This is a genomic window from Methylobacterium sp. C25, from assembly GCF_021352225.1.
GTDB lineage: Bacteria > Pseudomonadota > Alphaproteobacteria > Rhizobiales > Beijerinckiaceae > Methylobacterium.
Genome location: NZ_JAAUVI010000001.1, coordinates 620,202 through 634,383 on the forward strand (window position 1 = coordinate 620,202; position 14,182 = coordinate 634,383).

General features: G+C 69.4%; 11 protein-coding genes, 1 pseudogene and 1 riboswitch. Of the genes and pseudogenes, 6 read left to right on the plus strand and 6 right to left on the minus strand.

Features of this window, described 5'->3' with window-relative positions:
* Positions 1-188: 188 nt before the first annotated feature.
* The gene (locus HCU64_RS02975) at positions 189-2,384 is read right to left on the minus strand and encodes a xanthine dehydrogenase family protein molybdopterin-binding subunit (protein WP_233382288.1); all 2,196 of its coding nucleotides are present in this window, start codon (positions 2,382-2,384) and stop codon (positions 189-191) included.
* Between the two features lie 53 nt (positions 2,385-2,437).
* Positions 2,438-2,887: pseudogene (locus tag HCU64_RS02980) on the minus strand ((2Fe-2S)-binding protein); the annotation flags it as partial.
* Positions 2,888-3,210: 323 nt separating this feature from the next.
* On the opposite strand from HCU64_RS02980, the gene HCU64_RS02985 reads away from it, so the two are divergent.
* Complete coding sequence (locus HCU64_RS02985) at positions 3,211-4,764, plus strand: sensor histidine kinase (protein ID WP_233382290.1); 1,554 nt, start codon at positions 3,211-3,213, stop codon at positions 4,762-4,764.
* A 5-nt stretch (positions 4,765-4,769) separates the two neighbouring features.
* Here HCU64_RS02985 and HCU64_RS02990 read toward each other — a convergent pair whose 3' ends face one another.
* Together HCU64_RS02990 and HCU64_RS02995 are read right to left on the minus strand one after the other, a co-directional pair.
* Positions 4,770-5,543, minus strand: coding sequence for a C1 family peptidase (locus tag HCU64_RS02990; RefSeq protein WP_233382291.1), 774 nt, complete (start codon positions 5,541-5,543; stop codon positions 4,770-4,772).
* Positions 5,540-7,783: a caspase family protein gene (locus HCU64_RS02995; protein WP_233382292.1), complete on the minus strand. Its 2,244-nt coding sequence runs from the start codon at positions 7,781-7,783 to the stop codon at positions 5,540-5,542. The genes HCU64_RS02990 and HCU64_RS02995 overlap by 4 nt, the downstream gene beginning before the upstream one ends.
* Before the next feature lie 254 nt (positions 7,784-8,037).
* On the opposite strand from HCU64_RS02995, the gene HCU64_RS03000 reads away from it, so the two are divergent.
* Positions 8,038-8,316, plus strand: a complete 279-nt coding sequence (locus HCU64_RS03000) for a hypothetical protein (RefSeq protein WP_233382293.1) — start codon at positions 8,038-8,040, stop codon at positions 8,314-8,316.
* A 54-nt stretch (positions 8,317-8,370) separates the two neighbouring features.
* On the opposite strand, the gene cobT is transcribed toward HCU64_RS03000, so the two are convergent.
* On the minus strand, positions 8,371-9,396 hold the full coding sequence (gene cobT, locus HCU64_RS03005; protein WP_233382294.1) for a nicotinate-nucleotide--dimethylbenzimidazole phosphoribosyltransferase: 1,026 nt from the start codon (positions 9,394-9,396) through the stop codon (positions 8,371-8,373).
* A gap of 130 nt (positions 9,397-9,526) precedes the next feature.
* Here cobT and cobS point away from each other — a divergent pair, with 130 nt between their 5' ends.
* The 4 genes from cobS to HCU64_RS03025 all read left to right on the plus strand — a co-directional run bounded on the left by cobS (position 9,527) and on the right by HCU64_RS03025 (position 11,696).
* A complete protein-coding gene (gene cobS, locus HCU64_RS03010) occupies positions 9,527-10,354 on the plus strand; it encodes an adenosylcobinamide-GDP ribazoletransferase (RefSeq protein ID WP_233382295.1) in 828 nt (275 codons plus the stop codon).
* Between the two features lie 43 nt (positions 10,355-10,397).
* Positions 10,398-10,610: a DUF1289 domain-containing protein gene (locus tag HCU64_RS03015; protein ID WP_233382296.1), complete on the plus strand. Its 213-nt coding sequence runs from the start codon at positions 10,398-10,400 to the stop codon at positions 10,608-10,610.
* Positions 10,607-11,302 carry a retropepsin-like aspartic protease family protein gene (locus HCU64_RS03020; RefSeq protein ID WP_233382297.1) on the plus strand — a complete coding sequence of 232 codons (696 nt, stop codon included), beginning with the start codon at positions 10,607-10,609 and terminating at the stop codon, positions 11,300-11,302. Before HCU64_RS03015 ends, HCU64_RS03020 begins: the two co-directional genes overlap by 4 nt.
* Positions 11,303-11,420: 118 nt before the next feature.
* Positions 11,421-11,696, plus strand: coding sequence for an SH3 domain-containing protein (locus tag HCU64_RS03025; RefSeq protein ID WP_233382298.1), 276 nt, complete (start codon positions 11,421-11,423; stop codon positions 11,694-11,696).
* Positions 11,697-11,708: 12 nt separating this feature from the next.
* On the opposite strand, the gene HCU64_RS03030 is transcribed toward HCU64_RS03025, so the two are convergent.
* Positions 11,709-13,739 carry a TonB-dependent receptor gene (locus tag HCU64_RS03030; protein ID WP_233382893.1) on the minus strand — a complete coding sequence of 677 codons (2,031 nt, stop codon included), beginning with the start codon at positions 13,737-13,739 and terminating at the stop codon, positions 11,709-11,711.
* A gap of 206 nt (positions 13,740-13,945) precedes the next feature.
* A riboswitch (cobalamin riboswitch) is annotated at positions 13,946-14,142 on the minus strand.
* Positions 14,143-14,182: the final 40 nt, after the last annotated feature.

Here is a 14,182-nt window from a genome sequence, read left to right on the forward strand (position 1 = left end):
CGTCGGCAGCGGCAGAGTATCGGCTGAATGGGGCCGGCCGTCATTGTGGGCCGGCGGCACGTCATCGGCGCATGAAAAAGCGGCGTGGCCGGGAAGCCACGCCGCAGGGGACTTGGGGGGTCTAAACCTTCAAGAGGGCTGCACCATCGCGCAATCCCGCCGCCGCCGATGTGTGCAACCGCACGCGTTCACGCGCCCTTCAACCCCGTCAGATCGAGCGGCAGCGAGCGCAGGCGCTGCCCGGTCGCGGAGAACACCGCGTTCGAGATCGCGGGTGCGAGCACTGGTACGCCGGGCTCGCCGATTCCGGTGGGCGCCTCTGACGAGGGCATGATGTGCACCTCGACCTGCGGCATTTCCGGCATCCGGGTCGGCTGGTAGCTGTCGAAATTCGTCTCCTGAACCACACCGTCCTTCAGCGTGATGCGGTTGCGCAGAACCGCGGAGAGCGCGAAGCCGACCGCCCCCTCGACCTGAGCCCGGATGACGTCCGGGTTCACCGGCACGCCGACATCGACGGCGGCGACGATGCGGTTGACCTTCACCGACGAGTCGCCGGCCGTCACATCGGCGACCATGGCGACGTAGGAGCCGAAGCTCTCGTGCACGGCGACGCCGTAGCCGCGACCCTTCTCCGTCGGCTTCTGGTCCCAGCCGGCCTCCTTCGCGGCGAGCTTGAGCACCGCCGAGAGCCGGGGTGCGCGCCCGAGCAGGCCGAGGCGGTAGGCGACGGGGTCGGCGCCGGCAGCATGCGCCAATTCGTCGATGAACACCTCCATCGCATGCGCGGTGTGGGTGTGGCCGACCGAGCGCCACCACAGCACCGGCACGCCCTCTCGACCGTTATGCACGTCGAAGCGATAGGCCGGGATCTGGTAGGGCGTGTCTGAGGCGCCCTCGACGGTGGTGGCGTCGATGCCGTTCTTCACGATCATCGCCTCGAAGGGCGAGCCGATCATGATCGACTTGCCGACGATGGTGTGGCGCCAGCCGGTCACGGCGCCCTTGGCGTCGAGGCCAGCCTTGATCGTGTGGTAGACCGTCGGCCGGTAATAGCCGCCGGCCATGTCGTCCTCGCGCGTCCAGACGAGATGGACCGGCGCCTTGCCGTCCCAGGCGGCGACGATGCTCGCGGCCTCGGCGAAATAGTCGGCGCCGGGCGTCGCACGGCGGCCGAAGGAGCCGCCGGCCCATTGCGTGTGCAGGCGGACCTTGTTCGGCGTGACACCCAGGGTCGCCGCCACCACCGCCTGCTCCACTGTCTGAAGCTGGCAGCCGGCATAGACGTCGAAGGTGCCGTCCGACGCGCGCTCGATCGTGCAGTTCAGCGGCTCCATCGCGGCATGCGCCAGATAGGGGAAGCTGAACTCGGCCTCCAGAACCTTGACCGAGCCCTTGATCGCCGCATCGGCATCGCCGGCCTGGGAGGCGACGAGACCGGGACGTTTGGCGGTCTCGCGGTACTCGGCGAAGATCTTGTCCGACGAACGCGACTCGGCGGCGCTGTCATCCCACTCGACCTTCAAGGCCTCCCGGGCCTTCTTCGCGGTCCAGGTGTCGCGCGCGATCACGGCGACGCCGGAGGGGATCTTGACCACCGCGACCACGCCCGGCACGGCCTTCGCCGCAGCATCGTCGACCCGTTTCACCGTGGCGCCGAAGCGCGGAGGATGAGCGACGAGCGCGGTCACCTGACCGGGACGGCGGATGTCGAGGGAGTAGATCGCGCTGCCATCGGTCTTGGCGACCGAGTCCAGGCGATGGCCCTTCTTGCCGATCAGCGTCCAGGCGCTCGGATCCTTCAGGCGCGGCTCCTGCGGTACCGGCAGGCTGGCGGCGGCCTCCGCGAGTTGGCCGAACCGGGCCTCGTGGTTCGAGGCGGCGTGGCGCACCACGCCCTTCGCCACCGTGATCTCCCCGGCCGGCACCTTCCACTGGGACGCGGCGGCGGTGACCAGCATCTCGCGGGCCGCGGCGCCGGCCTTGCGCAGCTGGAACCAGGAATTGGCGATGGCGGTCGAGCCGCCGGTGCCCTGAACGGGGCCCATCAGCAGGTTGTTGTAGAGCGCGGCATCGGCGGGCGCGAAGGCCGTGCGCACCTGCGCCCAATCCGCGTCGAGCTCGTCGGCGAGGATGGTGGCGAGGCCGGTCGTGTTGCCCTGGCCCATGTCGAGATGCTTGATCATCACCGTGACGGTGTCGTCGGCGGCGATGCGCACGAAGGCATTGGGCTGGGCCGGGACCTTCGACAGGTCCGGGCCGGCCGCCGCATGGGCCGGGTTCTTCAGATCGAGCCGGAAGCCGATAAGGATGGCGCCGGCGGCGCCTCCGGCGAGAAAGGCGCGGCGGGACGGCGTGGCTTTGGGCCGGGCAATCTTGAGCATGGCAGGCTCCGCTTCGGCAAAGAATGTCGGGAAGGCAGTGAGAACGATCAGCCGAGCGTGCGGGCGGCCTCGTGGATCGCGGCGCGGATGCGCTGGTAGGTGCCACATCGACAGATGTTGCCCTCCATGGCGCCATCGATGTCGCCATCGGACGGTTTCGGATTGTCCGTGAGCAGGCCGATCGCGGACATGATCTGCCCCGACTGGCAGTAGCCGCACTGCACGACGTCGAGGTTGCGCCAGGCACCCTGCACCGCCTCGGCGACCTTGCCCGACACGCCCTCGATCGTGGTGATCTTGGCCTCGCCGACATCCCCGATCCGGGTCTGGCACGAGCGGACCGGCTGACCGTCCATATGCACGGTGCAGGCACCGCACTGCGCGATGCCGCAGCCATATTTGGTGCCGGTCATGTTGAGGCGGTCGCGAATGGCCCAGAGCAGCGGCATCTCTGGATCGGCGTCGACGTCGTGGGAGACGCCGTTGACGGTGAGCTTCAGCATCGCGGTCTCCGCTTTTTTGGGGCGTCCGACGTGATGTGCCTGCGGGCGCCTCACACGATGTGCGCCAGCGCACATGAAGCTGGAATCGTTCCGAAAAGTCGACTCGCGGTCAATGGTCCGGGGCGGTCGGATGGCGTCGGACGCGCCTTCACCTGAGATCCATGCGCCTCAGTGCCGCAAGCATCAGAAACCCGCGGATCGCGAGCGATTTCTCGAAAATCCGCGAGATCGCTGCAGGCGGTTCTTAACGGTTCCGGCGCACCCTGTGGGTTCTCGTTTTCGGCCCCGCCTTGCGCGAGGCTTCCCTGCGCAGCCCCACCCGAATGTCCGAACTGACCGCGGAGATGGTTCAGCGCGGCCGCGGCCCGTCCCATGAGGAGGTCGCTCGCCGCCGCAGCATGTCGCGCGATCTTCGCTCGGCACGCGAGCGGCTGACCTCGACCAGCGGCCTGGAACGGGCCTTCGACTTCGAGCTGATGCGGCTCTACGCGCAGTATCGCGCCGACGCTGCCATCCCGCTGGTGATGTTCGCCATCACGCTGGCAGGGGCCTCGACCATCTGGGTGCCTCCGATCACCGCGGCGCTCGGCTGCGGCCTGGTCGTCACGGCGCTGGGTGCGACGACGATGGTGTGCCGGCGCTTCCTGAAGGAAGCGACCGCCAGCAACGCCATGAAGCGCTGGCGGCGCAACTTCGTGCTCGGCGAGATCCTGCAGAGCAGCACCTGGGCGCTGCTCATCCCGCTGACGGTCGCGGATGCGCGCACCTTCTCGCTGTTCGGGCTCGTCGTGGTCGCGGCGGTGGCGACGATGCTCGCCGCGACGGTGCCGCTCGCCGCGATCTGTGCGCTGGCGCCCCTGACACTGGCAGCGCTGTCGCTGCTCATCGACGCGCAGGGCACCCACACGGTGCCGCTCGTGGTGATGGCCGTAGGTAGCCAGGTCTTCTTCGCAGGGCTCGGTCGCCGGCTCTACGCCTCGGCGGTGGGTGCCCTGCAGTCGCGTGCGGAGAAGGACGCGATCTTCGCCGAGCTGGAACAGGCCAAGGCGAATTCCGACGAGGCCCGCAAGCGCGCCGAAGAGGCGAACCTCGCGAAGTCGAGCTTCCTCGCCACGATGAGCCACGAGCTGCGCACCCCGCTCAACGCCATCCTCGGCTTTTCCGAGGTGATGAAGAACGAGATCTTCGGCGCGCACGCCTCGCCGGCCTACCAGGAATACGCTACCGACATCCACGACAGCGGGATGCACCTGCTCAACCTGATCAACGAGATTCTGGATCTCTCCCGCGTCGAGGCCGGCCGTTACGACCTCAACGAGGAGGCGGTTCCGCTCGCCTCCGCCGTCGAGGAAGCCCAGCACATGATGGCGCTGCGCGCCCGCGGGAAGAACCAGACGATCAACGTCCATGTCGACGCGTCGATGCCGCGGCTCTGGGCCGATGAGCGCGCGCTTCGGCAGATCGTGCTCAACGTTCTCTCCAACGCCGTGAAGTTCACCCCCCAGGGCGGCGAGATCACCGTCAAGGTCGGCTGGACCTCGTCCGGCGGCCAGTATGTCAGCGTGAAGGATTCCGGACCGGGCATTCCCGAGGACGAGATCGGCACGGTGCTCACATCCTTCGGCCGCGGTTCTCTCGCCATCAAGACCGCCGAGCAGGGCTCGGGCCTCGGCCTGCCGATCGTGAAGGGCCTCGTCGACCTTCATGGCGGCGGCTTCCAGCTGAAGTCGAAGCCGCGCGAGGGCACCGAGGTGATCGTGACCTTCCCGGCGAGCCGGGTGATGGACACGCTGCCGGCGGTCGATCTGACCCCGAAGAAGGACGAGGCGGCTGATGGCCGCCAGGGCGCGGCCTCCAAGCGCCGCCGGGCTGCCTGACGGCGCTAATCGATCACGTAAGCCGCCCGCGCCCGCTCGCGCCAGTAATCGTAGCCGAACCAAGCATATCCGCCATCGGCCCAACCTCGGCCCCAGGAATTCTGGATGCGGAAGGCCTGCCGCGCATCGTCGTAGCCGACGGCGAGCATGGCGTGCCCGCTCTTCGGCTCACTGTCCTTCAGGAACACGCCCGTACCTGAATGGGCGCGCAGGGCATCGCCCATTCCCACCGAGAAGATCACGACCCGCCCCTCGGCGAGCTCGGTCTTCACCTGATCGAGCCGCGATCCGTCGAGCGCCCGCCAACTCTTGATCCGGTAGCGGGCCGCATCCGAGCGCTCGGCCGCCGAGGGGCGGCGGCCGCACCAGCCCGCATCGAAGGCGTAGTCATCGAGCGGCAGCACCCCGACGTCGCGCAGCATGTTGAGCGTCGAGGAGATCCGCGTCGGACTCTGGCAATAGGGGTCGTTGGAGACTTGGTTGTAGGTGAAGGCCGGGCTGAGCACCGGCCCGCCCGGATGCGTGCGGCGGTAGGCCTGCGTGGCCGCGCCGTAGACCGTGCTCCAGGAGGTGCAGCTCTTCGTGGCGCCCTGGCTGCGCGGCGGCGGGACGGTCGCCGACAGATCGACCTGCTTCGGCAGGACCGATCTCACCTGGATCGGACGCACGGCCGGGCCGAGCTCTTCGAGCGTCTCCTCGATCGCGCCCTGGGCCAACGCGCTGCCGATGCCGGCCACCAGGAGCGCGGCGGCCATCGCGACCGCTCTCGGCGACATCATCGCTTCACCTCCGTCATGCGCTGCGCCAGCACGACGCGGTCGTCGATGGCGTAGAGGAAGCAGGGATAGAGCGAGTCGACGTCGTTGCAGGCCGCGAAGGCCTTGGCCTGGGCTTCCGCGCTGGTCGATCCCGTCGCCCAGAAGACGCCTTTCGGGACGTGGATCGCCATCGCCTTCGGGCTTACGGCGGCGGCGTAGTTGGCGCGATCCTGCGCCTGGCGAGGGAGCGCGAACGGCACATCGTCGGCCGCATAGGCACGCGCCTGCGTGACGCGCGCCATGTCGCGGTGTGGCGCGGTCTTGAGATCGGTTGTGGTGACGGTGTCGTCACGCGCGAACAGAACGCAGGGCGTTCCGTAGCGAAGCTGGCAGGCCTCGAGGGCCGACCGTTCGGCCGCCGCATCCGATGCGGCGCGGCTCCATGTGAAGGTGCGGCCGCTCTCGACCTGGACGGCGAGCGCCCTGTGCGCGCCGAGCTTCATATAGCTGGTCACCACGCCGCCATCGTGACCGATGGCGGAGAAGAGCGCGCGCAGTTGCGTTTCGGGCGAGGCCACCGCGGCATTCGCGACCGCCGGAGGCTGTGCGGCGGCCGTCGACCCGATCGACGGACTGGGACTTTGTGCCGGCGGGGTCGGAGCGGGGTTTGCGGGCGTGGCTTCCGCGATCGGCACGGTTTTGCGCTGGACGAGGACCACCTCGCCAGCGGTCGCGTAGAGGAAGCACGGACCGTCCTTGCCCAGTCGCACCGGATCGTCGTTGCAGGCTTTGAGCGCAGCGATCTCAGCCTCCCGCTGGCTCGCACCGCCCGCGACGAAGATCCGGCGCCACGGATGGATCGCCATCGCCTTCGGCCCCGTCAGCGCCCGATAGCCGGCCACGTCGTTGCCCGTGCGGCGCGTCTCCGCGATCGGCATCCGCGCCGGATCGAACGGGCCGGCATAGCCGACCTCCTGCGCGACCTGGCGCACCCAGTCCGAAGTATCCATGTCGGCGAGGCCGTCATCGACGGCCGCCAGCGTGCAGGCCCCGCCCCACCGGATCTGACAGCTCTCGAGGGCACTGATCGCGGCTGCCCGCGTGGTCTGCGCGCTCGACACGCGCCAGGTACCGGGTGGCTCGTTCGAGACCGCGAACGCCTTGTGCGTGCGCTCCTGGAGGTAGCTCCCCAGGCGCTCGGACACGCGCGTGATGTTCGGGGCGAGCACCGCCACCCGCTTCTGCAAGGTGTCGAAAAATGGCGCTGCGGCCGGCGGCGGCGCGACCGCGGCCACCGTCGACGTGCCGGGCGGCGGGCTCGCGCGCGACGCGGCGGCGACGCGACGCTTGGCGAGGTCGCTGAAGGTGCCCGAGGGAAACCGCGCGAGATAGGCTTCGAAATCGGAAGCCTCCGTGCTGTCCTTGACGCTCTGCCAGAAGAGCAGATCGGCATCGATCGACGGCGCGCGTGCCGGCTGCTGCGAGGCCGGCACGACGCCCGGCTTGAAGAAGAACTCGCCTTCGAGCGCGGAATTCTCCCATGGGACCTGCATCCCCCGCGTCGCCTGCCTCACGTCGCGCCGCACGAGCGAGAGCATCTGGCGCACTTCGAGGCCCGGCGTCTCGATATGGCGGAGCAACGCCGTCGTGAACGGGCTGTCGGGGCCGTCGCCATCGGAGGCGACCGTGCCCGGCGCCGTCGCGAAGGCGACGAGCGTTCCGGCCCCCGCGGAGACCTGGCCCATCCCGCCGCGCTCGATGCCGCGGCCTCCGGTGGTCAGACGTTTCTGGAACGGGTTGTCGCGGCAGGAATCGAGGAAGAGCAGGGTGACGCGGGCCGAGCCGTCCGTCTGTTCGAGCAGGCTGTCGACGTCGAGCGCCTCGAAGCGAAGGTCCCGCGTCTCCTTGAGCTGCATGCTCGCCGGCAGCAGCCAGTTGCGGCCGGCCACTTCGAGCGCATGGCCGGCATAGAAGAATACAGCGGCCTCCGCCCCCCGGGCCGCATCGCCGAAGCGGCGTACGGACGCCTCCAGCGTGGCCCGATCCGGATCGAGCACGGTCTGCACCTGGAAGCCGAGCCGCTTCAGCGCCGCACCGACGCCGTTCGCATCGTTGAGGGTGTTGGGGAGCGCAGCCGCGTTCTTGTAGGCCGAAACGCCGACGACGAGTGCGACACGGGGGGCGGCCGCCGCCTGCTCCGTCACCGCCGCCCATGCGAGCACCGCAACGGTGAACACCAAGAGGGCAGTGCGGCGGATCAAGGCGGGCCTCGCGGGCAGATGGATCGTCATAACCCACGCTCACGCTTCGTGAAATACGCCGGGCTCCGCCTCACGACATCCGTCCAGAGGATAGGCGCCGGCGGCATCGAGAGCTCGGATCGCCCCCTCGCGGCGCGCATCTGCGTCCTGCGACATTCCAGCCGATCGTCCGCTGAAACGCGCTCTTCGTTCGTTAGCCTGACAGGAGCACGGCTGCCTCGCCGGCCCCTTCAGGCAGACAGGACCCAGAACGGATGAAGAGAACGATATGCACCGCGCTGCTCGCGGCCGGCCTGCTCGTGGCCGGTGGCCTGGGCGCTCAGGCCGCTGCCGTTTCGCCTAACGAGAGCATCCGGGCGAGCGAGCCCATCCAGCTCGCGCAGATGAACAGCCCGGGCGACGGCTTGACGCCGGGCTCCGCACGCAGTGGCAACGGCCGCCCCCGGATGCACGGTCACTACCGGCGGCACCACCATTGGCATCACCGTCACCATTGGCGCCACCACCGGCACCATCGCCGCTTCTGGCGCTGACGTCGGGCGCGGCATCGTTCCGGCGTGGGTCGCTGCGCCGGAACGATGCCGGGATCAGCCCGCGCTCTTCCCCGAGATCCCTGCCTGCTCGAAGGTCGCCATGTCGCGGTGGCAGGCGAGCGCGCCCTTGATCACGCCCATCGCGAGCGCGGCACCGGACGCCTCGCCGAGGCGCAGTCCCAGGGACAGCACGGGCTCCAGCCCGAGGCGATCCAGAACCTCTGCGTGAACGCCCTCGGCCGAGACGTGGCCGGCAACGCAATGCTCCAGCGCGCGCGGATCGAGGGCGTGCAGCACGGCCGCCGCCGCGGTCGAGACGTAGCCGTCGAGCACCACCGGCACCCGCTGCAGCCGGGCCGCCAGGATCGCCCCAGCCATCGCCGCGATCTCGCGGCCGCCGAGCCGGGCGAGAACGGCGAGCGGATCGTCGAGATGCCCGGCTTGGGTCCTGAGAGCTAGCGCCACCGCTTCCGCCTTGCGGGCGAGGCCGGCCGCATCGACACCGGTGCCGCGACCGACCCAATGCTCCGGCTCGCCCCCCCACAGCGCGCAGTAGATCGCCGCGGCAATGGTGGTGTTGCCGATCCCCATCTCGCCGATGCCGAGGCAATCGGTGCCGGCGGCCACCGCCTCCATCCCGAAGGCCATGGTGGCGACGGTCGATTTCTCGTCGAGGGCCGGCCCCTCGCAGATGTCACCGGTCGGCATGTCGATGGCGAGATCGAACACCTTAAAACCGAGCCCGTAGGCCGCGCAGAGCTGGTTGATCGCCGCGCCGCCGGCCGAAAAGTTTTCCAGCATCTGGCGGTTGACCGCATCCGGGAAGGCCGAGACGCCGCGTGCCGTGACGCCGTGGCTGCCGGCGAAGACGCAGACCAGCGGCCGGTCGAAGCTCGGCTTCGCCTTGCCCTGCCAGACCGCGAGCCATTCCACGAGGTCTTCCAGCCGGCCGAGCGAGCCGCCGGGCTTGGTCAGCACGGCGTCGCGGGCGCGTACCGCGGCGAGGGCATCCTCGTCGGGGCCGGGCATCTCGGCGACGAGGCGCCGAATGTCGGCGAAGGGCGAGGATTCGTCTGTCATCGCGCGAACTCGAGCGAACGGGGCGCCGGGAGGCGTGGCGGGAAGCGGTTGCGGCGCTATAGAGGTCCTGGCGAGCGCGGTGAAGGCGTGCGGACGATCCGACGCGGCCGAGCCCGGCAACAGGCGAGCGATGAGCGACGACCGGGCCGACCATACCCCGCCCTTCCCCGGCGCGGGCGTCCTCTACGACATCGCCGCCTGCCTGCGCTTCTTCACGCGCCTGCCCATCCCGCCGCTGCCGGATGAACCGGCGCCCTATGCGACGCCGGATTTCGCCACCGTCCCCCGCGTGCTGCCGCTGGCCGGCCTGCTGCTGGCGCAGCCGGCGGCTTTGGTGCTCGTCGCTGCCTGGGAATTGCGGCTCGGCCCGTTCGTCGCCGCAGCATTGGCGCTGGCGGTGCTGGCGCTCGTCACCGGCGCGATGCATGAGGACGGCCTCGCCGACGTCGCCGACGGGTTCGGCGGCGGCAATACCTGGATGCGGCGGCTCGAGATCATGCGAGACAGCCGCATCGGCGCCTATGGCGGCACCGCCCTGGTGCTGTCCTTCTCGCTGAGGCTCGGCGCGCTGGCGACGCTGCTCGACCGTTCGGGTGCCCTCGCAGCCCTGGCGCTGCTGCTGGCGGCCGCCGTCTCGCGCAGCGCGGCCCTCGCGCCGATGGTGCTCCTGCAACCCGCCCGAGCCGACGGCGCCGGCGCCTCGGTCGGCCGCCCGTCGCCTTCGACGCTCGCCGTCGCAGCTGGCATCTGCATCCTCCTCGGGCTGATCGCCTGGGCGATCGGGCTGCCGCTTCTCGGCGTCGCGCTGATGCTGGCGCTCGCCCCGGCCGCCGCCTACGGTCTGACCCGTCTCGCCCGCCGGCAGATCGGCGGCCAGACCGGCGACGTCATCGGCGCCTGCCAGCAGGTCGCGGAGATCGCCGGGCTGATCGGGCTGCTGGCCGCGACCCCGGTGTGAGGCCTTGATTCCGGCCCCCCCGTCGGCCCATCTGCCACCCGTGATGAACGCCCCGCCCCGTCCGAAGCCGTCGAGCCCCTGCACCAAGGTCTGCATTCTCGATGCCGTCACCGGGCTGTGCGAGGGGTGCGGCCGCTCACGGAACGAGATCGCCCTTTGGGGTTCCATGAGCGAACCGCAGCGGCTGGCGGTCATGGCGCTCCTTCCCGAGCGCCTGCGCCAGGCCTACCCCCACCGCATCGACGAGGGACGATGAGACTCTGGATCGGCCTCGGCATCCTCGGCGCAGCCTTGATCGCGCTGATCGTGGCCGGCGACCACAGCCAGGTGGTCGGCGTCGACTCGGATCAGTTCGGGCGCATGGCCTATCTCGGCGCGCTCCTCGTGCTGATGACCGCCGGCGTCTGGCACCGCTTCCGCGACCGCATGGGCGAGAACCTGCGCCACCTGCTGATCTGGGTGGTGATCGGCGCCGTCGTCATCGCCGGCTACGCCTACAAGGAGCAGGCCAAGGAGTTCGGCGGTACCATGCTCGGCTCGCTTCGGCCGGGCACCGCCGTCGTCGGGGCGGGCGGCGAGGTCACCATCACCCGGCGCTCGGACGGCGACTTTTCGGTCTTCGCCGAGATCAACGGTCGGATGGAGCAGCGCTTCGCCTTCGATACCGGGGCCAGCTCGGTGGTGCTGACCATGGAGAGCGCAGCCGCACTCGGCATCAAGCCGGCCGAACGGGAGTTCACGCAAAAGGTCTCCACCGCCAACGGCACCGCGCTGACGGCGCCGATCCGGCTCGAATCCATCACCATCGGGCCCATCACTGAGCGCAACGTGGATGCGATGGTCAGCCAGCCGGGCGCGCTGAACTCCAACCTCCTCGGCCAGAGCTTCCTGACGAGGCTGCCGTCCTACGAGGTGCGTGGCGACCGGTTGATCCTGCGGAGCCGCTAGCGACTTGCCCTCGGCCCATGTTCAGTATGGGGGAGGTCTCGCAGGGTCCCTGGACTTCGCCGGACGGTGGCTGACTGCTACGCTTTTGCCGGCCGACTCGGGGCCGGAGGAGACAAAGATGCGGATGTGGGGGTTCTCGGCGATCGGCCTGCTGGCGGCAGCGGGTGCGCAGGCGGCGGAGTGCCGCGTCACCGATCCCACCGGCACGCCGCTCAACGTGCGGACCGCGCCGAACGGCCGCGTGGTCGGCACGCTCGTCAACGGCCAGCGCGTCAGCGTCCTCGAGCGCCGGATGATCGGCGGCAAGGCCTGGGTCTATGTCGGCGATGTCGAGCTCGGCGACCAGCCGATCGGCTGGGTGTTTCGCGAATTCGTGAGCTGCTACGGGCGCTGAGGCCCGAGCATCTCAGAACCGCCCCGCCAAAGTCAGCCGGACCGCGGTGGGCTCGACGGGGTGGAAGTGCTTGTCGGCGATGCCGGCGGCCGGCTCTCCGGGCAGGCGCGACTCGTAGAAGTAGGTGATCTGGTCGGCCTTGGCGTTGGTCAGGTTGAGGACGTCGAGCGCCAGGCTCATGCCGTTGTCGAAATTGTAGCCGACGCGGCCGTTCAACAACGCGGTGGGTTTCGAGCGCACCGAGTTGTCCTCGATCAGCGGGCGCGGGCCGAAATAGCGCAGGCGCATGGAGCCGAACCAGCCGAGCCCCTGCCCTACCGTGAAGCCGGCCGAGGCGATCGTGGTCGGTGCTTCCGGCACGCGGTTGCCCACCGGATCGGGATCGGTGAAGCGGGCATTGGTGATGGTCAGGTCGCCTTCCAGCGACAGCCAGGAGGTGACGGCATAGCGGTTGGTCCATTCGATGCCGATGCGACGGGTCGGGCGGCTTGGCTCCGTGGTCCCTGTATCGCCCGCGAAGAGATTCTCCGAGGCGAAGTCGAGACGAAACAGCGCCAGCGAGGTCTCCAGCCCGGCGATGGAGCGGTTGCGGATGCCGACCTCGTAGCCCGTGGAGGGCACCAGGAACGGCGAACGGTTCAGCGTGAAGAGCGGGCTCTGCGGATCGACCGTCGCGGTCACACCGCGCACGTCGTTGGAGTGGAAGCCGCCGCCATAGTTCACGAAGATCTCGGTATCGAACCACGGCCCGAGCACCAGGCCGAGCTTCGGGTTCACGATGCCGTCACGCGCCTTGCCGGAATTGGCGGGCGTGTCCGAGACCACGTCGGCATAGTAGCCGTCGGCCCGGAAACCGACGCTCGTGCGCAGCCAGTCGGTCCATTTGACCCGGTTCTCGTAATAGAAGGCCGCGCTCGCCTCGAGCACGCGGTCATCGAGGACGGTCGAGCGGTATTGCCGGTTCGCGGTGTTGAACAGGCCGACCCGGATCGAGTCGGTCCGGGTCTGGACGCCGATCTCGTTCTCCATCGACAACCCGAACAGGCTGCCCTCGAAGACATGCGAGACCTCGCCGCCGCCGAGGATGCGCTGGTCGCGCTGGTGGAATTGGTCGCCGTTGACGGGGTCGTTCAGGAAATAGGTGAAGTCGTTGAACAGGTTCATCTGGTAGCGGATCACGTAGGCCGAGGCCCGCGTGATCCCGGTCTCGTCGGTCATGCTCCAGCGACCGGAGAGCGAGAAGCGGCCGGTATCGCCGCCATCGGTCGGGTTGAGCGTTCCGAACCGGCCGATGAGGCCTTCGGAGACGGCGCGCTCGGGGATCTGGTTGGTGGCGTTCCACTTGGCCCAGTAGGCCATGCCGGTGACCGAGAAGCCGTCGCGCTGCGTGCCCTGGCTGTAGCGCAGCACGCCGTTCAGCTTGCCGAGCCGATCGGGCACGTCCCAGGGGCCGTCATAAGTCTGCGCCTCGCCGGCCACGAGCAGGCGGCCCTCGCCGAGGGGTGCGGAGGTGATGGAGAGCGCGCGCTTGTAGCCGAAGCTGCCCAGCGAGAGCTGCGCGAGGTTCTTCTCCACGCTGTCGAGATAGTCGATCCGCACCGATCCGGCGGAGGCGAAGTCCCCGTCGCGGGCGAAGTAAGGCCCCTTGTGAAACTCCACCGCGCCGACGAGTTCGGGGATCAGGAAGTTCAGGTCGGCATAGCCCTGGCCATGGGCGTTCGTGCGCATGTTCACCGGCATGCCGTCGACCTCGATGGCGATGTCGGTGCCGTGGTCGAGGTTGAACCCGCGCAGGAAGAACTGGTTGGCTTTGCCCTCGCCGGAATGCTGGGTGACGATCAGGCCGGGCACCGCTTCCAGCGCCTCGCCGGGCCGCGTGATCGGGCGGCTGTTGAGCTGCGCCCCGGTGATGGTGCCGGCGCTGGCCGAATCGACGACGCGCAGCGCCCCGCCCGTGCCGATGACACCGTTGACGTAGCCAGCGCTCGCGGCGGTCCGGGCACCAGTGGAAGGGGCGCCTGCACTGTCCCCGGCGACGGCGATCTCTTCGAGTTGCGCGTCCTCGGCGGCTGCGGTCAGGGTGAGGGCGAGGAGGGCGGCCGTAGGGAGCGCGAGAGCGGCGAAAGTGGGCAGGCGGGACACGGGACCTCGGGCAACGGCAGTGGCACGTCACCGCGAACGAGGTCTCGGCGCGAGGTTCGGCCCCGCGTCTCGACACCCGCCGGAGCACCCCGCCCAGCGTGTTTCGCGTGTGACCACGACAGACGGCAGGTCTCCTGGCTCACGGGTCGCTGCCTTCCCTCCGTCTTCCCGGGCGAGGAACCCAGTGACATCGGTGGGGGAAGGCTCGCCGCTCACAGTTGCGGGGGCAGCCGCGGCATCGGGGTCAACCCCTCACCGCGTTCCCTTTTGATCCCCGAGGGGAACCGTCTGCCGAGAGCTAGGCCGTAAGCGGCCGGATGGTCAATACGCTCCTGTCGTGCCGC